Origin of the sequence: Variovorax sp. J31P207, assembly GCF_030316965.1 — a bacterium.
Classification (GTDB): domain Bacteria; phylum Pseudomonadota; class Gammaproteobacteria; order Burkholderiales; family Burkholderiaceae_C; genus Variovorax; species Variovorax ginsengisoli_B.
In genome coordinates, this window is sequence record NZ_JASZYN010000010.1 from 197785 (window position 1) to 220892 (window position 23108).

Annotated in this window: 17 protein-coding genes and 2 pseudogenes; 12 read left to right on the top strand and 7 right to left on the bottom strand. The window is 62.4% G+C overall.

What is annotated here, in order from left to right:
* Window positions 1-326: 326 nt before the first annotated feature.
* From QTI68_RS29250 to QTI68_RS40200, 3 genes and pseudogenes are all read right to left on the bottom strand, one after another.
* Window positions 327-1400 (bottom strand): annotated as a pseudogene (locus QTI68_RS29250) (IS30 family transposase); the annotation flags it as partial.
* Between the two features lie 268 nt (window positions 1401-1668).
* Window positions 1669-2721, bottom strand: a complete 1053-nt coding sequence (locus tag QTI68_RS29255) for a cyanophycinase (RefSeq protein ID WP_286526709.1) — start codon at window positions 2719-2721, stop codon at window positions 1669-1671.
* 1256 nt (window positions 2722-3977) lie between these two features.
* A pseudogene (locus QTI68_RS40200) lies at window positions 3978-4109 on the bottom strand (type I restriction enzyme endonuclease domain-containing protein); the annotation flags it as partial.
* A 261-nt stretch (window positions 4110-4370) separates the two neighbouring features.
* Here QTI68_RS40200 and QTI68_RS29260 point away from each other — a divergent pair.
* Window positions 4371-5120, top strand: a complete 750-nt coding sequence (locus tag QTI68_RS29260) for an SGNH/GDSL hydrolase family protein (RefSeq protein WP_286526670.1) — start codon at window positions 4371-4373, stop codon at window positions 5118-5120.
* Between the two features lie 414 nt (window positions 5121-5534).
* On the top strand, window positions 5535-7751 hold the full coding sequence (locus QTI68_RS29265) for a DUF6351 family protein (RefSeq protein WP_286526671.1): 2217 nt from the start codon (window positions 5535-5537) through the stop codon (window positions 7749-7751).
* Between the two features lie 57 nt (window positions 7752-7808).
* Here QTI68_RS29265 and QTI68_RS29270 read toward each other — a convergent pair whose 3' ends face one another.
* Window positions 7809-7982 (bottom strand): hypothetical protein, encoded by a 174-nt coding sequence (locus QTI68_RS29270; protein ID WP_286526672.1) that lies wholly within the window; start codon window positions 7980-7982, stop codon window positions 7809-7811.
* Between the two features lie 429 nt (window positions 7983-8411).
* Between QTI68_RS29270 and QTI68_RS29275 the strand changes: the two genes are divergently transcribed.
* From QTI68_RS29275 to QTI68_RS29285, 3 genes are all read left to right on the top strand, one after another.
* Complete coding sequence (locus tag QTI68_RS29275) at window positions 8412-11243, top strand: cation-translocating P-type ATPase (protein ID WP_286526674.1); 2832 nt, start codon at window positions 8412-8414, stop codon at window positions 11241-11243.
* 200 nt (window positions 11244-11443) lie between these two features.
* Window positions 11444-11875: a universal stress protein gene (locus QTI68_RS29280; RefSeq protein WP_286526675.1), complete on the top strand. Its 432-nt coding sequence runs from the start codon at window positions 11444-11446 to the stop codon at window positions 11873-11875.
* 179 nt (window positions 11876-12054) lie between these two features.
* The gene (locus QTI68_RS29285; protein WP_286526676.1) at window positions 12055-12540 is read left to right on the top strand and encodes a SixA phosphatase family protein; all 486 of its coding nucleotides are present in this window, start codon (window positions 12055-12057) and stop codon (window positions 12538-12540) included.
* Window positions 12541-13019: 479 nt separating this feature from the next.
* Here the strand turns inward: QTI68_RS29285 and QTI68_RS29290 are convergent, their stop codons facing one another.
* Window positions 13020-13520 carry a hypothetical protein gene (locus QTI68_RS29290; protein ID WP_286526677.1) on the bottom strand — a complete coding sequence of 167 codons (501 nt, stop codon included), beginning with the start codon at window positions 13518-13520 and terminating at the stop codon, window positions 13020-13022.
* A gap of 275 nt (window positions 13521-13795) precedes the next feature.
* On the opposite strand from QTI68_RS29290, the gene QTI68_RS29295 reads away from it, so the two are divergent.
* The 7 genes from QTI68_RS29295 to QTI68_RS29325 all read left to right on the top strand — a co-directional run bounded on the left by QTI68_RS29295 (window position 13796) and on the right by QTI68_RS29325 (window position 20956).
* The gene (locus tag QTI68_RS29295; protein ID WP_286526678.1) at window positions 13796-14179 is read left to right on the top strand and encodes a nuclear transport factor 2 family protein; all 384 of its coding nucleotides are present in this window, start codon (window positions 13796-13798) and stop codon (window positions 14177-14179) included.
* Between the two features lie 450 nt (window positions 14180-14629).
* A complete protein-coding gene (locus tag QTI68_RS29300; protein ID WP_286526679.1) occupies window positions 14630-15550 on the top strand; it encodes an ABC transporter substrate-binding protein in 921 nt (306 codons plus the stop codon).
* A 1687-nt stretch (window positions 15551-17237) separates the two neighbouring features.
* Window positions 17238-17411 carry a hypothetical protein gene (locus QTI68_RS29305; protein WP_286526680.1) on the top strand — a complete coding sequence of 58 codons (174 nt, stop codon included), beginning with the start codon at window positions 17238-17240 and terminating at the stop codon, window positions 17409-17411.
* Between the two features lie 20 nt (window positions 17412-17431).
* Window positions 17432-17929: an SOS response-associated peptidase gene (locus tag QTI68_RS29310; RefSeq protein WP_286526681.1), complete on the top strand. Its 498-nt coding sequence runs from the start codon at window positions 17432-17434 to the stop codon at window positions 17927-17929.
* Window positions 17930-18233: 304 nt separating this feature from the next.
* Entirely contained in the window at window positions 18234-18716 is a 483-nt protein-coding gene (locus tag QTI68_RS29315; RefSeq protein WP_286526683.1) for a hypothetical protein, read from the top strand.
* A gap of 450 nt (window positions 18717-19166) precedes the next feature.
* Complete coding sequence (locus QTI68_RS29320) at window positions 19167-20207, top strand: NAD(P)H-dependent flavin oxidoreductase (protein ID WP_286526684.1); 1041 nt, start codon at window positions 19167-19169, stop codon at window positions 20205-20207.
* A 287-nt stretch (window positions 20208-20494) separates the two neighbouring features.
* Window positions 20495-20956 (top strand): GNAT family N-acetyltransferase, encoded by a 462-nt coding sequence (locus tag QTI68_RS29325; RefSeq protein WP_286526686.1) that lies wholly within the window; start codon window positions 20495-20497, stop codon window positions 20954-20956.
* A gap of 28 nt (window positions 20957-20984) precedes the next feature.
* Here QTI68_RS29325 and QTI68_RS29330 read toward each other — a convergent pair whose 3' ends face one another.
* Both QTI68_RS29330 and QTI68_RS29335 read right to left on the bottom strand, forming a co-directional pair.
* Window positions 20985-21500, bottom strand: a complete 516-nt coding sequence (locus QTI68_RS29330) for a nuclear transport factor 2 family protein (RefSeq protein ID WP_286526687.1) — start codon at window positions 21498-21500, stop codon at window positions 20985-20987.
* Window positions 21501-21606: 106 nt separating this feature from the next.
* Complete coding sequence (locus tag QTI68_RS29335) at window positions 21607-23088, bottom strand: winged helix-turn-helix domain-containing protein (RefSeq protein ID WP_286526688.1); 1482 nt, start codon at window positions 23086-23088, stop codon at window positions 21607-21609.
* Between the last annotated feature and the right edge of the window lie 20 nt (window positions 23089-23108).

Below are 23108 nucleotides of genomic sequence, written 5' to 3' on the forward strand. Positions count from 1 at the left end.
CTGCTATGGCAGTCTGTCGATGTGATTTCTCACGCGAATCGTGGCTTCCAACACCGCTGCAGCCTCGACCAGGTGCTTTCGATGGCTTGTCACATTCAGCCGTTTGCCGTCGATGTCGCAGGTCCAACTCCACGTCCTGCAGGCTAGCGTCGTAGTGATCGAGACGTCATGGGTCTTGAATTCGAAGCGCTTCTTCAGAACACGTAACCGGTCAGTCATTCAGGGGCGACACGAAAAAGCCCGCCGAAGCGGGCAAAGACCATTGGGTGGTCGGAGGAGAGCCAATGATGTGCCGATTCTGTGAACGACTGCTGAACGCTGCGGATTCAACCGGTCGATGCAACACATTCGCTGAACATCTCAGCAGGTGTATGGAAGCCGAGCGTCTTGCGCGGCCTCTCGTTCAATTGTCTCGCGATCGCATTGAGTTGAGGCTGTGAGAACCCTGAGATGTCCATGCCCTTCGGCATGTACTGCCTGAGCAATCCATTCGTGTTCTCGTTGCTTCCACGCTGCCATGGGTTCTGCGGATCGCAGAAGTACACCTGAATGTCGGTGGCCAACGTGAACTTCTTGTGAGCGTGCATCTCCGTGCCCCTGTCCCAGGTCAGTGACTTGTAGAGCTCCTGCGGCAGCTTGCGGGCATTCTTGATGAGTGCATTGACGACGGTCTGAGAGTCCTTGCCATCAAGCTTGACCAACATCACGTATCGCGTTTGGCGCTCAACCAGCGTGGCGATCTGGCTGTTGGCGCTTCCGAAGAGCAGGTCGCCTTCCCAGTGTCCGGGAACTGCTCGATCTTCAACCGTGGCTGGCCGCTCGCTGATGGTGACGGCGTCAACGATTCTTCCGTGGACGTCTGTCTTCTGCGTGTACTGACGTGAGCGGCGCATGCCCCGAGTACGCCGAAGATGCTGCAACAGCTCCTTCTTCAACGCCCCGCGGGCTTGAATGAACAGGCTACGGTAGATGGTCTCGTGGGACACGTGGGAGGTCTCGTCGCTCGGGTAAGTATGCTTGAGCCATCCGGCAATCTGCTCCGGAGACCATTGCCGCCGAAGCTTCTCCGTGACAATGCGCGCCAAGTCCCGGTTCTCAGCCAGCCTGCAGCGCTTGGGTCGACGAGCCCGATCCCAGGCCGCCTGGTCGGCCCGGGTCGCCCGATAGCACCCGGAACCACCGTTGCGCTTGATCTCTCGGCTGATGGTGGATGGCGCTCGCCCGAGGATCACCGCAATCGAGCGAATCGAGAACCCAGCCGCCATGGCACGTGAGATCTCCTCGCGCTCGGCCAGCGTCAGCGCCCTTGATGAACGAGTTCGCTCCGGCGGTCGAATGCCGCCGGTACGGGACAGAATTCCCTGTATCGACGTGTGGGGCCGATTGAACAGTTGAGCAATGCAGTCATCAGTGTGTTGCATCGACCGGTTGAATCCGCACTCGGAACTTGACCTTCGACATCCACATCGAGTGATTGGTGATGGCCGCGAGCACCAGTTCGCGGCCGCGCTTGGTCGCTGACATTTGGCGTGGTCACGCTCTTGACGGAGGGCAACTATCGGCGAGTTTGGCGAACATGCAGTCCCGGCCATGAGCCGTCTGGGTTGCGCCGATCCCGACGGCAGCTATCGCATCACGGACCAATGCAAGTTGCTCGACGAGGGGGCCTCAGTATGGATTGTTGCCTGGCCCGTACAGCACGCCACGCTGGACATACAGTGAGTAACTGGTGCCGCCTGTCATCAGCCAAGGGTCCATCTGAAACCGGGCCCTTGGCGCGTTCGTGAGCTTGTCCACATGGATCGACGAGACTTCGAGTGGTGTCCTGGGTTCGACAACGAGGGAGGTACCGGGGTCTTGGGGAAACTTCAGGAAATATGCCGCGCCCGTTCCGCCGGCATTTGAGCGCACGTTGGCTATTCCACCATCGATGACGACAGCGGTGCCCTCATCCACACCGATGGCTCGCGCATCGCGCCATGAGATTCCGTCTTTCACCATCCTTGCCAGGAATGTCACGAGCCGGCCCATGCGGTCACGACTCACCAGATGGGCGTCGGCAATGGTGTTCTGGAGTTTGGGAACCGTTTCGAGGAAAGTGTTGTCAAGCGTCAGCCTCAGGTCGTACGGGTTGTTGAGTGCATCGGGCGAGGTGATCGTGTCGTGTTGTGCGGAAAAATCAACGGCGCCCAGTACAGCCAGGCCTGCGCTGGTTCCCCCGATCGGCACATTCTTCGCAAGGAGCACGTATTTGATCGTGCGCTCGACGGCAGTGTCGTTCCACTGGTTGATGTAGGCCCACTGGTCACCTCCGGCAATGAACAGCACGTCCGCCCCTTCGATGATGCTGATCACTTTCGGATTGTCGGCACCGCTTTGCTTCTTGATCACAACGGTCTCAACCGAATCGACACCGTCCATTGCGAAAAGGTAGTCGTTGTAGCCATCTTCCCCAGAAGCACGAATGACGACCACATCGATCTTGTCACTGCCGTGACCCCCGGCCTTGCGAATCATGTCGATGAAGGCCTGATCGACGTCAAGCCCGCCACCCATCAACACCGTCATTTGACTGTCGGGCGCGCGGGGTTTCTGATCGGCCGCATTGCCCGTCAGGTAGTAGTCGAAGTCGCTGGTGCTGAGCGTGGGTGGGTTGCCACTCTTCTTGTCATTGCCCGCAGCGTGCGCAGCGGAGACAAGAATGAACACTGCGGCAACCATGAGCAACAGATGTCCAGGCCAGCCAAGCCAAGCGTGTCGGGATTGAATTTGCATCGCGCACCCTACCGCACCCTCGCGCGCTCGGCAACCCAATACTGATCGGTGGTGCACAAAAATGGGGCTCTGATGCAAACATTGGCGTCCGGCGGGCTATCGACCTTCGTGATGTGAAGGCTGAACGTTGGCGAAGAAGTTCCAGAGCATGGTTGAGCTGTTCAAAGGTGGATAGGCCGCGCTATAGAGCGCACGGCGGCCGACAGAGAGCTGGAATTGGCAATAGCAATCGCAGCGCCTCGGCGTCGGGTCGGCGGCGGCGGGCGAGGATGTTGGCGATGGCTCCGCCGGCTGACGGCCATGAACGGTGGCTTGTACGCCTCTGTATGAGGCGACTCAACTTTTTTTGCCAAATGAAGCCCGGCTTAAGCGCTTTGGTCATTTTTATGTGCTTGGCAGAGTTGGAATAAGAAATGGTGTGAGCGTTCGGCTGTCGAGTCAAGTCCCGCGCAAACCAAAGGAAGTCGCCTCGAATCGACTGAAATTTCCAGAGTTCTGTCAATTCCACGCAGCCCAGAACGGAATGCTCCGTCGGCGCCGGGCGCTTGGGGCTCCCATCAAGGCTGGCGCAACAGGACTAATATCCTGGATAAAAATTCAGCCTCTTCGACCTACCGGAGCTAAAAGCGGATACCCCTTATGTTTATCCAGTATTAACTGCCCGGCAAATCCGGCAGCTTGTTTACATCATCCTCTGCGTCTTGCCTGGGCTCAGGAGGGCTGCTGCCGTCATGCAGCCACTGTTGTCCGAGTCCTTGCTACCCCGCGAAACCCTGCGTCCAGCGCCGGCTGTCGCAGAGCTGCGGGACCAGTTGGGGCGTGCTCGACGAAGCGTGCATCGGCGAACGCCCGCTCCTGATCGGGATGATGCGGGCGGCTGCGGTCGCCGCACGGGCGTCACAAGCGCATCACCCCTAAAGGGGGATGAGACGCTTGACGCCCGTTCTGTGAAAGCGCCGCAAAGGAGAGGGAACCTGCCCGTGTGATGTGACCCGCCGAACGGGCCAGATCCATGAAAGATCGAATTGCCTTCCGGCTCGGCACCGAGCCCACCGAAGGATTCCGAAACGGCTTCCTGATTGAGCCGGATTCCTTCCGGATTGGCCAGGTGCCTTCGGCTTCGATGGAGTCCAATGGCTGCGTTGCGTGCGGGCGCCTCACAAGCAACTTGCGCTGAATCGTGCCGGTCGCCAGCACCGTGCACGCGTCAGGCCTCGCACGGAATCGCGCACCGCCCAGTCGACGGTCACCGAATTGCGCAAGCTCTGGGTCAATTCCACCGCAATCTTCTTCAGCTTCTCGTCCCCAAGGTCGCGCACTGCAGCCTCGTTCGCCGTTCAGACTGCGACAGTGATACGTGCCGATCGGATTCGTCCTAGTCGTGGTTGTGCGGAGACAGTCAGTTCCCTCGTCGCCTTGTTGAAAAGCCATAAGCGGTGCTGCGCAAAGGTATCTGCAGCGGCTCCAGCACTGCGGTGGAGTTAACCTTTTTAACGACGCCGTTAACTTGAAAGCTCTCGCCATTCCGATCCAACGATGTCAATGTCGTGCCGGCGCAAGCAGGGGGCGGTCGCATCAAGTGGAGGGAATGAGCCATGATTCCTTTTCTTGTCTCCGTGTTGCTGGCAGGATTGCTTGCTGGCTGTGGAGGAGGGGGCGATGCGGGTGCGGGTACGGCCGCGCTCGTCACCGTCGGCCAGTCCGTCGAGACACCTGCTGTCGGCTCGTCGAAGGGGCAAGCCGCCGCGAATCTCAGCAAGCCGGGCGATGATCCATCCTTGTGCACCGTCGAGATTTATGGCGACTCGATCATGGCTTCCAACGGGACCGCGGTCAGCCCCGCCATGACGCTGCAGCGCATCAGACCCAATCTGGTGATCGTCGATCATTCGTTCCCTGGCAACAGGCTTACCGACTTGGCGCCTGTCTTTCCCGGCCTGCCGCGCAGCGGGCACTTTGTGATCATCGAAAACGGTGTAATCGATGCTTGGGAAGGTAAAAACATCAACACTGTGATCTACGACTACTACGCCCTCATCCAGCGGGTGCGGGATGAGGGTCGTATTCCGGTGCTGACTGGCTTTTCCCACCAGGCCCTGGGTGGGGAACTGAATTACTTCAATCTCCGGTTCCGAGATTTTTACGACACGATCGTTCAGGCGGTGGCCATCAACACGAACACAACCTTTGCCGACTGGGGAAGGGTGCCGTTCTATGGCGCCTTTGATCTGATCGACTTCGTACATCCCAACAGGAACTACAGCGATCGGCTGATCGGTCGACTCGCGATGACACTTGATCCGCTCACCACGAACTGCACAGATATTCTGGTTCCTCCGGGCTGATCATCTACGCCAAAAGGGTCGAGGGACGGGCGGCGATGGCCAAGGCAGGACGATCCAATAGCCCTGCCGATCTCTTCCATAGCGAAAGGAGCGCCGATGCTCAACCGACCAATCGTCGCAGTACCGTCTCCGGCGGCCGATCTCGTCGACGCAGTTCGTCGGAGAACAAGGACCCCGGTCGTCGATCGAAGAATGGCTCTTGCTGTGGGTTGTGGCGGATCGACGGCCCCCGTCAAGCCCACGGTCGATCTATCCCCGACAGACCAACGTGCGCAACCCCCACACCTGTGCTTGCGCTACGTCGCAACCGCACTCACCGCGCTACTGCTTGTCAGTTGTGGAGGTGGTGGTGGCGGCGGGAGTGCCGGTTTGCCGGCCTCGATCGGCACTAGCTCGACCGGCAGCAGCAGCGGCATGACAACATCGAAAGTTGCTGGTGCCGCTCTGAACAAGCCACCCCCCTCGACCAAGCTCACGCTGTCAATCTTGTCGAGCCGTGCGGACATGGTGAGCGGCGGCGACGCGCTGCTCGAAATTGCCCTGCCCGACGGCATCGATGCGGCCGAGGTGCAGGTGACGCGCAATGGCGAAGACGTGACACCCGCATTCACCGCGCAGGCGAGCGGCCGCGCGCTGCGCGGACTGGTCACGGGGCTCGACGTCGGCGACAACAATCTGGCCGCCAAAGCCGGCCACGGGAAGGACAAGGCGAACGGCCACCTCCATGTGACCAACTATCCGATCAGCGGCCCCGTGTTCTCGGGTCCTCATCTCAAGCCCTTCGAATGCCGCACGATCGAATCGAATCTAGGGGCGCCGCTCGATGCCGATTGCTCCGTCGCGACGCGCTATGACTGGTTCTATTTCACGCCCACCGGCGCGCGCAAGGTGCTTGCTGATCCGCTCGGCGCGCGGCCCACCGACCTCGCGACGACCAAAACCATAGACGGCAAGACCGTGCCGTTTATCGTGCGTGTCGAGTCTGGCACCATCAACCGCTCCATCTACCGCATTGCGGTGCTCGACGATCCGATCGAGGCCGACCGCTGGAATCCCGCGGGATGGAACCGCCGGGTCGTCTTTCGCTTTGGTGAGTCGACTGCCGCCCAGTACAACCAGGGCGTTAACACGCTCGATGAGGTGTTCAAGGTCGATGCCATCGATCAGCAAAACTTGCAGTCGCTGGCCAGGGGCTATGCCTATGTGATCTCCACGCTCAACATCCACAAGGTCAACGTCAACGACGTTCTGGCCGCGGAAACCGCCATGATGCTGCGCGAGCACATCGCTGAAAGCTATGGGCTGCCGCGATGGATGGTCGGAATGGGCGGCTCCGGCGGTGCAATCCAGCAGATGCTGATCGCGCAGAACTACCCGGGCATCCTCGACGGAATCATGCCTGATGCGGCGTTTCCGGATGTCTTCAGTACAGCCTTGGCCGTATCCGATTGCCGGCTTCTCAATGCATTCTTCACGAACCCTGCAAGCCCAGGCTATCCGTTCAGCGACACCATGCGAAAAGCGGTCGAAGGCCATACGAAAGGAACCTGTGCAAACTGGAGCGTGGGCAACGGCGATAGCCTGGTCGCCACCCGCGGCGCGGTCTCTCCGGCCTGCGGCCTCATCGACAGCACGTTGGTCTACAACCCGCTCACTAACCCGACCGGCGCAAGATGTACGGTGTACGACGTCAACGTCACGAGCCTCACCCGCGACCCCGTCACCGGCTTTGCGCGTCGGCCGCTGGACAATGTCGGTGTCGCGTATGGACTCGCGGGTCTCAAGGGCGGCGCGATCACAGCGACCCAATTCCTCGATCTCAACGAAAAGGTCGGTGGCTTCGACATCGACGGCAACCTCGTCGCGCAGCGCACGGTAGCGGATTCCAAAGGGCTCCGACGCTCCTATAGACTTGGTCGCATCGGCAACGGTGCCGGTGGCTTGGGCACGGTGCCGATCCTGAGCCTGCACCCATATGCGGAGCCTGGTGCCGACATCCACACCGTCTACAACGACGTGAAGATCCGAGCACAGTTGCTGCAGGCCAACGGTCGGGCCGACAACCAGGTGATCTGGGTATTCCCCAATCCACAGTTGGCCGCGCTGATTGGCAAACCGGCGCAGGTCGTGCCTCTCAGCCTTCTTCTGCGCGACACCATCCTTGAGCGCCTGTCGCTGATGACGCATTGGCTCGATGCGATCACCGACGATCCAGCGCCGCTTTCTGCCGAAAAGGTCGCACGCCTCAGGCCTGCCACCGCGGTGGACGCCTGCTGGGATGTCAACGACAGCACGCGCTATAACGAGGAGGCCACCTTTGACGGACCGGGAAAGTGCAATGCTCTCTACCCGAAGACACCGCCTCCGCGCATGGTGGCTGGCGGGCCGCTGGCCGACAACGTCCTCAGGTGCCAGCTCAAGCCGGTGACGGACGATGACTTCCTGCCGGCCACCTTTACGCCGTCGGAAAAGCAGAGGCTGAATTCAATCTTCGCGAACGGCGTGTGTGATTTCAGCAAGCCCGGTGTTGGCCAAGACGCGCTCAAGGGAACATGGTTGCTCTACGGGAATGGTGAAGTGCGGGGGGATCTGACCGATGCGGTGGTCGCGGACGATGCGGTAGCGCAGTGAGATCAGGGACTTGCCGCGATTCTATGGAGGCGAATTGCTGGACTGAACGTAGTTCAGCTACCCGTAGATGTAGAGCTTGATCGCAGATCGGGTACGCTGAATTGCGGTGACGAGCATCGGGTCGGCCGCCTCGATGCGCTCGTGCGCCAGACCGGGTAAAAAGAGCGTCTGCTCGTCCGTGGCCTCATCGTCGGCCAGCGACGTGCACTCGCCGGCAGCGAGCTCGCCCAATCGCAAGAACCGAAACGGCCCGCGTAACGTCGAGGGGCAGCTTTGGGGCGAGCAATCGTGGGGCCTGTAAGGCCGCATTGGGCCCAGACTACCACTCCGGCGACGTCAAAAGCGCCCACTCGATTTGTCTTCGAAACCGGGTTGGCGAAGTCGCTGAGGGGGTAAGGCTCGGGCGATGTCCGCAGTACCTTGGGACCGGTCGTAGATTCTGAGATGGTCGTGGCGCCTGAATGACCGGACTCGGCGTCACAGCGTGAGTTCGTCGGGCGGCAGGGAAAGACAGTTGCTCCAGTGCTTTGCGGTCCGCCGCCGCGCGGCGCACGGCGCTCGCTCGAAGCCGCCGCCTCGCGGCGCGACGGCGGCTGGAAAACCTCCGATTTCCATCCGCTCTGCGGCGCGCGACACTCGCGCAATGACCAGGAGCCCATCATGCACGACCGCGATTCGCACGGCAAGCCGATCGACCAGCTCGTCGCCGACTTCGAGACCCATCTCGAGCAGGGCCTGACCGCTCGCGAGGCAGCCGAGCGATTCGGGCGGTTGGGCGCCAACGAACTATCGGAACGCCCGCGCCCGGGCTTCTGGTCCCTGCTGTGGGACCAGTTCAACAACTACCTGGTGGTTATCCTCTTGATCGCGGCCGTGGTGTCGCTGCTGCTCGGCGAATGGGTCGACTCGATCGCCATCATGGTCATCGTCGTGCTCAACGCCGTGGTCGGCGTGATCCAGGAGTCCAAGGCCGAGCAGGCCCTGGCGGCGCTGAAGAAGTTGGCCGCGCCCAACGCGCAGGTGATCCGAGACGGCCATCGCCTGTCGATCCCGAGCCGCGAGATCGTGGTCGGCGACGTGGTGTTGATCGAAGCCGGCAACTTCGTGCCGGCCGACCTGCGCCTGTTCGAATGCTTCAACCTCAAGGTGGAGGAGGCCTCGTTGACCGGCGAATCCGTGCCAGTCGAGAAGGACCATGCTGTGGTGCTGGACAAGGACATCCCGCTCGGCGACCGCAAGAACACGGCCTTCATGAGCACGCTGGTCACCTACGGGCGCGGCAAGGGCCTGGTCACCGGCACCGGGATGGACACGCAGATCGGCCTGATCGCGCAGATGATCCAGTCCTTCGAGGACGAGAGCACGCCGCTTCAGACCAAGCTCGAGCACCTGGGCAGGGTGCTGGGCACCGCTTGCCTGACGATCTGCGCGGTCGTCTTTGTGTACGGCCTGTTCCGCGATACGCAAATCGCCGACGTTGCGAGGATCGGCCTGATGAACTACCTAGAGGCCGAGCGCAAGGACATCATCGGCCTGTTCATGACTGCGGTCAGCCTGGCGATCGCCGCGGTGCCCGAAGGGCTGCCGGCCATCGTGACCATCTGCCTGGCGCTCGGGATGCAGCGCATGCTCAAGCACCATGCGCTGATCCGCAAGCTGCCGGCTGTGGAGACGCTGGGCTGCGCCACCGTGATCTGCTCGGACAAGACCGGCACGTTGACGCAGAACCAGATGACGGTCGTCCAGGCCTGGACCGGCGGCCGGCGGCTGCGCATCACGGGCGAGGGCTACGCGCCCAAGGGTGCGTTCTTCCATGGCGAGCAGGCCTTCGACCCGCGCACGAGCCCCGACGCTTCGGCGCTGGTGCAGGGCGCGATCGCCTGCAACGACGCCCAGCTGGAGGAGCGCTCCGACGAGTCGGGCTCGCGGTCGTGGAACATCATCGGCGATCCGACCGAGGGCGCGATGATCGTCGCGGCGGCCAAGGCCGACTACCTGCAGGACGCGTTCGCAAAGACGATGCCCCGGGTGCAGGAGATTCCGTTCGACTCCGAGCGCAAGCGGATGACGACGATCCATCGCAATGCGGACGTTAGCGCCGCATCCGGGTTCGCCTACCCGCCGCTGACGGCGGTTGTCAAGGGCGCGCCCGACGTGGTGCTCGAGCATTGCACGGGCATGCTCGACGGCGGCCATGTCGTGCCGCTCGCGGCGGCGATGCGCAACACCATCCTCGAGCAGAACCGCGACATGGCGGGCCAGGCGCTGCGCGTGCTGGCCGTGGCGTTCCGGGCGCTGGAGGCGATGCCCGAGACGCTCAGCCCCGAGACCGTGGAACGCGACCTTGTCTTCGTCGGGCTGCTGGGCATGATCGACCCGCCGCGGCCCGAAGTGATCGAAGCGCTGAAGATCGCCAAGGGTGCCGGGCTGAAGACCGTCATGGTGACCGGCGATTATCGCGAGACCGCCGAGGCCGTCGCGCGCCAGATCGGCCTGTGCACGCCCGGCGGACTGGTGCTCACGGGCGCCGAGATCGACAGGCTCTCCGACGCCGAACTCGCGGCGCGGGCCGAGCGGCTGGACGTCTGCTGCCGCGTGTCGCCGCAGCACAAGACGCGCATCGTCGACGCCTTCAAGGCGAGCGGCCAAGTGGTGGCGATGACCGGCGACGGCGTGAACGACGCGCCGGCGCTCAAGCGCGCCAACATCGGCGTGGCCATGGGCATCACGGGCACCGACGTGGCCAAGCAGACGGCCGACATGGTCCTCACCGACGACAACTTCGCGAGCATCGTCGCCGCCATCGAGCAGGGGCGGATCATCTACTCGAACATCCGCAAGTTCGTGTACTTCCTGCTCGCCTGCAACGTGGGCGAGATCCTGATCGTGTTCGGCGCGATGCTCGCCGGGATGCCGATGCCCCTGCGGCCGGTGCAACTGCTCTGGCTGAACCTGGTCAGCGACGGCGCTCCGGCGCTCGCGCTGGGCATGGAAAAAGGCGAGGACGACATCATGAAGCAGCCCGCACGCTCGCCGAAGGAACCGATCATCAACCGCGACATGGCGTTGTGCATCGGGGTCGTGGGCGCGGTGGACGTGCTGGCGATCCTGGGGGTCTTCTATCTCGCGCTGCAGCGCTATCCGGACCACCTGGAAGCCGCACAGACCATGGCCTTCGTGACGCTGTGCACCTCGGAGCTGTTCCGCGCCTTTGCCGCGCGGTCCGAGCACTACAGCGTTTTCGCGATCGGCCTGTTCTCGAACCGTTGGATGGTGGCCGCGGTCGCGGTGTCCTTCGTGCTGGTGCTGGGCGTGGTGTACGTACCCTTCCTGGCACCCTTCTTCGACACCGTGCCGCTGTCGCCGAGCGACTGGCTGCTGATGCTGCCGTTCTTCTTCGCCTCTCCGGTGGCGATGGAACTGCTCAAACTGTACCTGCGCCGGGACAAGGTGGCGACGCCCGCAGCGCGGGGCGCGGCGCGCGACGATTGATGGTCCGCGCGCCGCAGCGCGATGCAGGCCCGGCTTCGAGCTGGCCCACGGGATTGCTGCGCCGCTGTCGAACTTCAATGCGCCTGCACGAGCTTGCGTGACCGTTGGTGCGCTCGCGCACCGCAGCGCATAATCATGGCGAGTGCGCCCGACCGGTGCCGGGCCTCGCAGCGATGTCGCGCCGGAAAGGGGGTGACATCATGAAGAAGGTTCTGCTGCCCATCGATGGCTCGGAATGCTCCCGGCACGCCGTCCAGCATGTCCTCGCCCGACGCGCCAACTACCGCAATCCGGACGATCTCGAGGTCCACCTGGTCAACGTGCAGGTGCCGCTGTCGCGTGCGATCATCCAGTTCGCCAGCCACGACCAGATCGCCACTTTTCACGCCGAAGAGAGCGAGAAGGCTTTGCGCGAGGCCCGTTCGCTGCTCGATGCGGCCGGCGTGAAGTACAGCGCCCACGCCGAAGTCGGCCATGTCGGCGAGGTCGTCACCCGGCTGGCCGATGCGCTGCATTGCGACGAGATCGTGATGGGCACGCATGGGCGCGGTGCGCTGCGCGAGCTGCTGGTCGGCTCGGCCACGCTGAAGGTCATGCACCTGTCGAAGGTGCCCGTGCTGGTGGTGAAATAGGCGACCGGTGCCTCCGCGATTCAGCAGACCGGGCTGGTCTGCGGTGTTGGGGGCTGCGCTGCCGAAGCCGAGCGCCAACAGCGACTCGCGCAGACGAGCATGGAGCCTGGCGAGAGGGGGGCAGGGAGCCACTCCGCCAAGGACGCCGGTGTAGAGTTGAATCAACTCGAAAGGTGATCGTGAAAACCCTGTATCTAGTACGGCATGCGAAATCGAGTCGCGATGATCCATCCTTGCCCGACCGGGAACGACCGTTGAACGATCGCGGCCGCCAGGACGCACCTGCAATGGGCAAGCGCCTCTGCAAGCGCGGGGTGAAGCCCGATCTGCTCGTGTCCAGTCCGGCACTGCGCGCGCTGACGACGGCGCAACTGATCGCCGACGAGATCGGCTACCAACGCAAGGACATCATTGTCGATGAACGGCTCTATGCCAGCAGCCCTGACGACTTGCTCACCATCATTTGCGCAATCGGGGACCAGGTAGCCCGCGTGATGCTCTTCGGCCACAACCCCGAGTTCACTGACCTCGCGCACCGGCTGTCGAGCGAGGTCGTCGACATGCCCACATGCGCCGTTGCCGAGTTCCTCTTCGATGCAAAGGTGTGGGCGGATGTCGCAAAGGTCGGCCCGGCCAAGGTCAAGCAGGACGCTCCGAAGAAGTAGTTCAAGCTTCGAAGCCGCGACGTTAAGGCGTCTTGGGCCGACGCGGACTGGGCGCCGATGGCGAACGGCTGGTCCTGGGCCGCATTCTGCCCGTCGCCAGTCTCGCCTGTTGCTACGGAGCCAGCAGGCGCTGGAAGACCGGTAACGGATACCTGCTGAGAAATGGAGCAAATTCGACTGTCTCAAGCCTCATCCGCTGGCCAGATTTCCGCCCATTCGAGAGGGGCGCGGTACTTGATTTGATAGGCATGAAGCTCGTCTGCAGGCTGACGCGCAAGCCATTCATGGAATTCCTCTGCGTACGACTCGCCATCCCCCATCCGCCATCCCATTGATGTCCTCGGCAGGTTGGGGTACTTGAGCCACGGCGGGTATGGGTCGCCATCCGGGTCGTTGTCGCTGTCATAGGGCGACCACAGCGGGTGTCCAGGCTGCCCCCAGTCAGACGCAGCCACTTGGCCAAGCCCGCGGTCCCCGGACTAGGTTGAATCGACGCGAGGCGGATTCCGAAGATTGGTATGGTCTCGCACCGAGCTGTCCAACAAGCTCGAGACGTCCAGCGCGGCGCCTGGCAACGTGAGGATTGTGTCCAACGGCTGGCTCTTGTTCTTGGTGTGCTTCGCCGCGACCAAAAAGTGCGGCTCTACGCACAAGCTCTGCGCCACGTCCGAGAGCCGGAAGAACTCAAAGCTCGGACTGCCTGTTTCCACATTGGCGATGAGCGCGACGATTACATCTTTGCCGACAGCTTTCGTCACCGTCTGGTGAGTGAAGCGAATATTGTGACCAACCTTCTTGGAACTGGCCTTGATTTCGATGTGATACGTGCGGCCTTCGTGCTCTAGGACCGCGTCAGCGATATGGGGATTGTTACTTCCTCGACCCTTGTTCATGGTCGGTTGCAGGGTCGCGCCCGGAAGGCGCTCCTGAATGTAGGCTTGGAGGTAAGTAAAGGCCTCGCTCTCGAGTTTTTTAGACATGTTTAAACATCGTGGTGTGGCCGCATTCTGCCTTTGCCTACGGCAGGTGTTCCAGGTGTCATATAGAGGCGCGTCGTGAGTTGAGCGGAGCGCAGAATTCTGAGCCAAGCTCGAACGACCGGAGTTGGCCGACTGTAGCTTGTCTCGCTCGGCCGGCGGTCCTCGCCGACCTCCGGGGAGCGTCAGGCTACCGCTGCGTTTGAGCTCTTTTCCGCTTCCCCGGTCTGGACCAACTGAGCAACAATTCCCAAGTCACGGAAAATTGGAGGTGAAGCATGAATGTCACCGTCGCAGACCTGCAGGCCTTCGCCGCTGCTTGGAACAGCCACGATGCTGAGGCGCTCATGAGCTTCATGACGGACGACTGTGTGTTCGAAGCATCCGCCGGCCCCGACGTCTGCGGAACCTCGTACATTGGCAAAGAGGCCGTCCAAGCCAGCTTTTCCGACGTTTGGAAGGCATTTCCGGACGCGCAGTGGCTTTACCCTCGCCACTTCGTTTGCAGCGACCGCGGGGTGTCGGAGTGGACATTCACCGGGACGCGGGCGGACGGCTCACGCGTCGAGGTCAACGGATGCGACGTGTTCACTTTCCGCCAAGGAAAAATTGCCGTTAAGAACTCGTACCGCAAGAATCGCCCGCCACTTCCCGCGAAATAGCGCTCGCCTTCAACCGTTGCGGTCGCAACGCATGGCCGGGTGAACGTCGGGTTTGAGGCTCGGAATCGACCGTCTCCTCTTGGCCGAACTGAGTCTTCGGCCGTCGCCGAGCGAAAGGCGGAAATCGATGCGCAGCAGCCGCACGACCGGTGCTAGTGGAGGGCAGGGTAGGGCAGGACCCGAGGCCGAGTTCACCACCTGCCCCAAGGCGTCTTCCGGCGTTACCGGCCTCGCCGAAGTCGTCAGTACGGCCGCTGGGCGCATCCTGCCCGCCACTCTCACCGCCGGCACTTTGCCAGGCGGCTTGCACAACGTCGTTGCCGACAAGATGCTAGGCCTCGCTTCCAGAATTCGTGCTTGACCGTGCGTCGATCGCGTCGTCAAATTGTCGGCATGCACCGTCGACTTGCTGTCTCGGTCGTTGCCGCTTGCGGGGCCACAGGTTCCGGAGTGCTGTTCGCACAGGGAAAGGTGGCCGCGATGCCGCGCGTTGGCGTGCTACTTTTTGGAGCCCCGCCAGCGGGGTCAGAGCCGTATCCGATAGCGAAGGGGCGGCGCCGGTTGCTAGAGCTCGGCTACATTGAAGGCCAGAACATCGAACTCGTCATTCGCCACGGCGACGGACCCCGACAACTGGCAGAGCATGCTGCCGACCTTGTTCGTTCGAAGGTCGACGTGATCTTTGCTGGCGGTCCGTTGCCTTTGGACGCGGCACGCGGGGCGACAGACCTGATTCCAATTGTGGCGATCGCGGGCGGCGATCCAGTTCGCGATGGATGGGCAAGATCGTTCGCGCGGCCTGGTGGCAACGTCACGGGCTTAACCGTGATCTTTCCCGAGGTAGTCCAGAAGCAGTTCGAACTCCTCCGATTGGCGGTGCCTGGGATTGAGCGGGTTGCCCTGTTGCTGCCAGGCAAAGGCACGGACCGCACCGAACTAGAGGCCAGCGCGCGTAACCTTCGATTGGATCTGCTCGTATTGGAGGTCGCAGACCTGGATGGCATAAATGCGGCGCTTGAACGCGCGGCCCGAGCTGGCGTGCAAGGTCTCGTCGGCAGCGGTGGCAACTTCATCCTCGAGCATCGATTCGTGTTCGCTGAGCTCGCAATCAAGTACAAATTGCCATCCATCAGCGTGTTGACTCAACTTGCTGAAGCCGGCTTTCTGATGAGCTACGGCGTTGACCTGGAGGCCTTGGGTCGACGCGGGGCGGACTACATCGACAAGATCCTCAAGGGCACTCCGCCAGGCGAACTACCGATCGAGCGCCCGAAGGACTTCCAGTTTGTGATCAACCGCAAGACGGCCAAGACGCTCAATTTGTCGCTGCCCCAGTCGCTTGTCATGCGTGCAAATCGAATCGTCGACTAGTGTCAACGCTGGTAGTCGGCTGGCGAAGAGGCCCGCGATGCGGGTCGGCGCGACCCTTCAACCATTCTTCGCGCTGGCATCCACCAGTAGCAGAAATGGCGGAAGCCAACGCGACCTCGTTTGCGCCCGTGCTGAATGACTGACCTCGGGCCGTCAGGCCCAGTTCGATGTCCAAAGCTCGATCGCTGGCTTCACCTTGGGATCGGCAGTCGATGCCGCTTCGTCCTTCGCTGCCGAACGACCGGAGTCGGCTTCACAGCGTGACTTCAGGGCGCAACACGGGAGGACGGCAATCGCTGCACAGCCGCTGTCCAGTTGGCCCTGGATGTGCTTGCAACCGCAGCCGCAGCTCCGGCGGAATGTCTAGTGACGGGAGTTGCCAGCCTGGTCATCCAGCAGCAGCATGGCGAGCGAGTTCCACCTTTCCGCCGCTAAGCGGGCGTGGACCACGCATCGGTGCGCATTCCGGAAGTCGTCGTTGCCGATGAGCCATTCGGCACGGGTCTCCGGATGGAGCGCGGCATGGAGCACGTCCGCACTCTGCCCCGGGCCCAGGGGAGGGCCCCCTGCGCGGCTGCCGCCAGTGAGCGGTCTATCTCGGCCTGGCAAGCCGCCGCCATTGGCGCTGCCAGGTGAAGCATAAGAGAAGCCATTTGTGCAGCCTCGGGCGTCAGCGCCTGGGCCTCTTGGCAGACTTGATCCACTTGATCCAGCGTCATTCGGGCATTGTGCGTCTGCGGGCCGCTGTTGCTTTCGGCATCTCTCGAATGTGTGCTCGATGTGACACTAGAAGGAGGCCCTACTCCTGGTGCCAGAGGTCCCCGCGTTGTCGCTCTTGCGCCGTCAAGGCTCGACTTGAAGGAGATCACCATGGAGAACAGGTGGTGCAGCGCCCGCGGTTGCGCGTTTCTTCCCCGGCCCCAGGCGCCTCGGCAGTCGTACTGCACGTTGCCGGAATGCCGGCGGGAGCGCCGGCGTATCTGGCAACTCGCCAAGCGCCAGACCGATCCGGATTACCTGCTCAACCAGGCCCGTGCATGCAGGCCTGGGCAGCGCGGAATCCCGACTATTGGCGACACTACTACAGCAGGAGCACCCCGAATACGCCCAGCGAAACCGCGATCGACAGCGTGACCGGAGGCAACAGCGCAAACGCACGGATGTTGCAATGACCTCGGCGTCGGCCAGCCTTTCGCCGCAGAGGCTCCCGCCGGCGGGCGCTGGCCAAGCAGTCCTCGCTCGCCATCGCGCCGCTCGCCCGGAGACGCGCGTCCATCAACGGCCGGGACATGAGGCGAGCGGAACGCGCTTAACGCCTCATCAATCGACTGCAGCAGGGCACTCTCTCAGGCTACGGCAATCTGTCGATGCATCGTCTCGCGCGGAACGTGGCTTCTATCAGCGCCGACGCTTCCATCAAGTTCCGTCGATGGCTTCTCACATTCAGCCGTTGACCGTCAATGTCGCATGTCCAAATCCAAGTCCCCCAACTTCGCGTCGTAGTGATCGAGACGTTGTGGCCCTTGTACTCGAACTGCTTTTTCAGGACTTTGATTCGGTCAGTCATCCAGCAATGAAACGAAAAAGGCCCGCCGAAGCGGGCAAGACCAGTGGTGGTCGGAGGAAGGCCAAATGATGTGGCGATTCTCTGAACGAGTGCTGAACGCCGATCCAAATTTTGGAAGGCGTGACTTCCACCACAATGGCGCCGATGTGCGACCGATACGAGCCCGCTGAGGTGTGGGAAGTCGAGCGCTTCTGGCACATCGGCCGCCACAACCAGCTGCCCTGGCCGCGCCAGGTGTTCCCGCGGGCGCCGGGCCCGTTCATCCGCCGCGCGCGTGACGCAAGCGGCTACTAGCGCGAGCTCGTGGTCGGGCAGTGGGGCCTGATCCCCTGGTTCGCCAAGACCGCCAAGCTGACCTCAGCACGAACAACGCACGGTCCGAGGAGCTGGCGGCCAAAGCCACCTTCAAGGACCCGTGGAAGCGCGGGCAGCGCTGCATCATCCCGGCGGCCAGCTTCGACGAGCCGAACTGGGAGAGCGGGAAGAACCAGTGGTGGCAGTTCCGGCGCGCCGACGGCGATCCGTGGGGCCTGGCCGGTCTGTGGAGCACCTGGACCGACAAGGCCACGGGCGAGGTGCACGAGAGCTACACCATGCTCACGCTGAACGCCGACCACCACCCGCTGATGAGCCGGATGCACAAGCCGGATCCGAAGCTGCCGCCCGACCAGCAGGACAAGCGCTCGGTGATCGCGATCGAGCGGGGCGACGTCGATCAGTGGCTCGCGGGCACCATGGACGAGGCAAGGCAGTTGATGCGCCTGACGCCGGTCGAAGTGTTCGCCGCGGGCCCGATAACTTCGCCGGGTTAGACCTCAAGGCTATTGATGGCGATGGGATGGCCGCCCCGCCCAGGAGACGGGCGTGAAAGGCCCGCGCGCGGCGGGCTTTAGCTGGAGGCGCAGGCTCGCCCTAGAGCGCCATTAGTTGGCGTAGCTTGTCAGAGCTAGTCTATGTGATCGGGGCTATCCGATTTCGGAAACGGCTCCGATGACGGATGCATTGCGCCGCACGCGATGCACCATTCGCGTCGGTCCGCAACACAAGTTCTGGTGATGTATCGCGACAGGCGTCGGATACAGTGCGAAGACTCAGCTTCGCCACGAGGAGTTGCTCATGCGACGCGCCACCTGCATCCGAGCCTCGATTGCTCTTTTTGCAGTCATCACGGGTTGTGCCAGCCCCCCGCCCGAGCGCATGACCGGAGAGCAACTGAGCGTCTACCCTCCCCTCACGCAGGAGCAGTTCGACAAGGTGGTGAAGGTAGGCACGACAGTGCGCTTCCGAACCGCGGCCACAGGATCTATCCGCAGTTGGCGCAACGACGGGGATGGCAAGTTTGTCGCAAGCTTCACGAGCCCCACCTTCGAAGGCGGCCGACCCCAGCCGTGGGTTTTCGGACACGGAAAATGGTGGACGAACCACAATCAGTACTGCGTGAGCATCGAATGGCGAAGCAAGGATGACAACGCCATGAACGTGGAAAACTGGTGCCGCGCGCTTTACCTGGTCAATGGCACCTACTACCTCGCGCCTGTCGAACTGAAGACGGCTCGCCAGCGCCAGGCCATCTGGGGCACGGCTCAGTTCTCGAACTGAAGCGGGCGCGCAGAAGCGGGCCAGGGTCGATAGCGGCGTCGAGAAGCTACTTTCTGGCATCCACATTGAATGGCTGGTGATGGCCGGGACTGCCTGTTCACCAAACTCGCAGATAGCAGCCTTTTGCCAACAGCGCGATCACGTCGAAGGTCAACTATCGAGCGCGGCCTCGAACTGGTGCTCGCGGCCACAAGCAGCCGTTTAGCCATGCGGCAGAAATCGCGCAAGCGCACCCCGTTGTAGACCCCTTGCTAACTTGCTCGCCACTGTATCCACTGGACCTTGTTCTGCCTTGCTCTGTCCTTGGCGCCGTCTGGGGTCGTATTCATCAGCGGTCCAGGGAATACAGGGCCCGTCAGGATGCCGCCCGCCGAAGTGCCGACGGGCGATTGGAACGCCGGGAAAGGCGAGCGAGCAAAGTGGGCTCGCGAGCGATAGCGTCCGGCATTCTTGAACGCTAAACTGCTCACTTGCCTGCCTTACGTTAACCACGTTGACCGAGCGGAGGGTGCGGTGCAAACGCGACTCACAAAGAGGCTCGGTATCGAGCATCCAATCATCTCCGCGCCGATGGGCACTGCCGCGGGTGGCAGGCTCGCAGCCGCGGTGTCCAGTGCGGGCGGGCTCGGCTTAATCGGTGGCGGCTATGGAGATGCGGAGTGGCTCGAGCGGGAATTCGAAGCTGCCGGTCATGCCAGGGTTGGCTGCGGATTCATTTCGTGGTCGCTTGCGCAGAAGCCGCAACTGCTCGACATGGTTCTTGCCCATGAGCCCGCCGCCGTGATGTTGTCTTTCGGCGAAGTCGCGCCTTTCGGACAACGCGTCAAGGCCGTCGGCGCGATGCTGGTTTGCCAGGTCCAAACGCTGGCAATGGCACGCGAAGCTGTCGCTGCCGGTGCTGATGTCGTTGTGGCGCAAGGCGCGGAGGCGGGCGGCCATGGCGTCGAGCGCGCCACGTTCACGCTGGTTCCCGAGATTGCCGACTACCTCTCAGGCGCAGCGCCTGACACGTTGCTCGTCGCCGCCGGCGGCGTCGCAGACGGGCGCGGGCTCGCGGCGGCCTTGATGCTCGGAGCCGATGGTGTGCTGGTCGGCACGAGGTTCTGGGCGAGCACTGAAGCGCTCGTTCCTCCCGGTTTCCACACGGCAGCGGTCGCTGCCGATGGGGATTCGACGCTTCGCACCACCGTGGTCGACATCGTGCGTCGATACGGCTGGCCAGCGGCTTTCACCGCGCGCGTGCTCAAGACCCGCTTTGCCATGGATTGGCACGGGCGTGAATCTGCGCTCGCCGAGCCCGCCACCCTTGAACACGAAGAGGCACGCTTCGCGAATGCGTTCAAGGCGGGCTATGCAGACGAAGCCTGTGTATTTGCAGGCGAGGCCGTCGGTCTTGTGCGAGATATTGCACCCGCCGGTGAAATCCTCGGCCGAATGGTGCGCGAAGCCGAGAATCTGTTCGGCAAAGCGTCGGGTATGAGGAGTACCTGACGGCCTGACGAGTTCGTTGGGGGTTGCCGTCGTTGGCTAGCTGCACCCAGGACCGCGGGGGGGGCGCGCGTGCCAACGCGGAGCGGACGCTTTTCGCCATTCCAATCCCAATCGAAACCGCCGAAAGGCAGCTTGGGCCGGAAACGCCTGGCAGCCAACAGGCTACAGTCGGCCATAAGCGGACCGCCGTGAAAGTGCCCGAATACATGCTGGGAAAGGTCGCTCGCTTGTGACGAGACACGCGAAGACTGCGCCAACACATTCAGCGAGAGAGTTGAGGTGAAGCGATGACTACGGCATCTGCAATCACAGTCCGTGCAGCCCATCAGGGGGACGCCGTTGAGGCGGCCGCCTGCGTCAACGCTGCCTTTGAGCCCTACGTGGAGCGCATCGGCAAGCCGCCGGCTCCGATGCTTTCCGACTATGCGGCACTCGCCGCCGAAGGGAAAGTCTGGGTCGCGGAACGGCAGGGACGGGTGGTTGGCGTGCTGGTTCAGTACGAGACCGAAGACGGCTTCTACATTGATACTGTCGCAGCGTTCCCGAAGACGCACGGTACCGGGGTCGGCCGCACCCTGTTGGAGTTTGCCGAAGGCGAGGCTCGTGGACGCGGCTTCGAGTCTGTATACCTCTGCACCAATTTCAGGATGACCGAGAACCAACTCCTCTATCCGAGGATTGGCTATGTCGAGTACGACCGCCGAGCCCAGAGCGGCTACGAGCGCGTGTTTTACAGAAAGCGACTGTGACTGGGCATGGCGCGTCGCTGCCTTCTTGCTAGTTCAGTCCGTCCTTTTTCATTTCATCCAGAGCCCATCCCTTGTTTGATGTGAAGAAGAAAAGCTTCCACTTGCCGCCCTCGAGACGCCAGCGACTAAAGCTCGGCTCGCTCACGTCTTCGCGCTTGTACTTTCCATCGGTCTTGGGCGGAATCAGACCGACTTGGCGCAACACAACGCTGGCTGTTCCGTCGGGCATCATGCGGACGCGCTGCACGTCCCATTTGAGGTCGGTATTCTTCACGTCGTACTCGAAGGTGGTTTTCACCGCCTTCTTGCCCTTCATGCGCTCGTAGTAGTCGAGAGTCTGCGTGAACCAGACGTCCTCGGTCATCAAGGCCAGCCAGGCATCGACGTCGTGCTGGTTCCAGGCCTTTTCGAATTGAACGATGGCGTTGCGCAAATCGCCCTCGGTGCCAGCGCCCGAAGCCTTTTTTGCCTGGGCACCCGCGCCGCGGTTGAACAAGATCGCTGTGGCGGTCACGCCAATCATGAAAGTCCGACGCTGGTTCATGTCCGATCCCTCCAACTGGAAACTTGGTCGCCGGTATGGGACGTCTCCCGCGCGTCCTCGGCGTTCAAGCAGTGATCTGATCTTTCGCCTGGCAACTTGTCGCGCTTCATGGTGGAAACTTCAACCGCTCGATCATGGCGGTGAACCTGTCATCCTCGCGAAGCGTTTTCCAGCGCGGGTCCAGGCGCAGCCACACGAGCCAATTGGAGCGCTCCTCGAACGCCTTGTCGAGCCAATCGAAGGCTTGTCGCTTCTCGCCCAGCCCGGCATGCACGAGCGCCATCCCATACGCGGTGACGAAGCGACGTCTCGACAACGCGTCCATCTCGAGGAGCACCGATCGTGCGTCTCCTTCCCTGCCTGCCAGGCCATAGGTGTAGCCCCGCGCTGCGACCAGCACAGGCCACTCGCGCGCCGAGCGCTCGGCGCTGGCGGTTTCCACCAGCGCCTCCTCATAGCGGCCGGCTTCGACGAGAGACCGGGCCATCCACAGATGCGCAAGGAGAAAATCGCTCTTCATGCCGAGAACCGATTTCAGTTGCGCGATGGCTTCGGCCTCGCGGCCGTTGTAGTAGTGGTGAAACGCAATGTCGGTGTTGACGGCGAGCGACAAAGGATCGAGGCGCTGTGCGGTCGCGATTTCGCGGAAGGCATGGTCGGGGTGGCCCGCAGCCAGCAGATACACCGCGTACCACTGGTGGGAAACGGGATCCGCCGGGTTCAAGTCGATGGCCCGCATGAATTCCTCGCGGGCGCCGGCCCAATCCCAGTCGAAATAGAACTTGACATAGGCCAGCGATGCGTGGGCTTGCGCGAGCGAGGGGTCGAGTTCAAGGGCCTTCAAGGCATGGAGGCGAGCAACCGGAAAGGAGTTCACAGGCGCCACGTAGCTCAGGTATCCAAGGGTCGTGTGCGCATTGGCCAATGCGGCGTGGGCCAGGGCGAAGTCCGCGTCGAACTCGATAGCCTGCCGGAAATGGTCGATGGAGCGCTTGAGGCCGTCTTCCGATCGCTCGTTCCACAGAAAGCGGCCCTGTAGATAGGCACGGTACGCGGCCTCATTGGTTGTTGGCTTGCGATCCGGGCCACCAGGACCCGTGCCGTACCCTTGGAAGGCGAGCAATGCGGCCACCGCGATGAATGCAAGCGCAAGAAGCCAGCCGCCCGTCCGGCGGAAATGCACCGCTGAGGACGCCCTATCGGGAACCGTTGGATGCGGATCGTTGCCGCGGCGCAATTGCGCCAGATCCAAGGTCGCGATGTCCCCGGTCTCTACCGGGCCGACAAAGCGGTAACCCTGGCGGGGCACCGTCTCGATCCATTCGGCGCCGTTCGACGATCGCGCCAGGACCTTGCGGATCGCCGATACGTTCACGCTGAGATTGACTTCCTCGACCACGAGACCTGGCCAGACCTGCGCGAGCAGTTGATCCTTGCTTACGAGGTGGCCGGGATGGCGGATCAGCGCAACGAGGATGTCGAAGGCCTTGCCGGTGATCTCGACCACCTGGCCTCCCTGCAGAAGCAGGCGCTCGCTGGGCACCAACAGGATGTTGCCGCATCGAAAAAACGCCTCGTGACTGTCCATGTCGCCTGACTCCCGTCCCT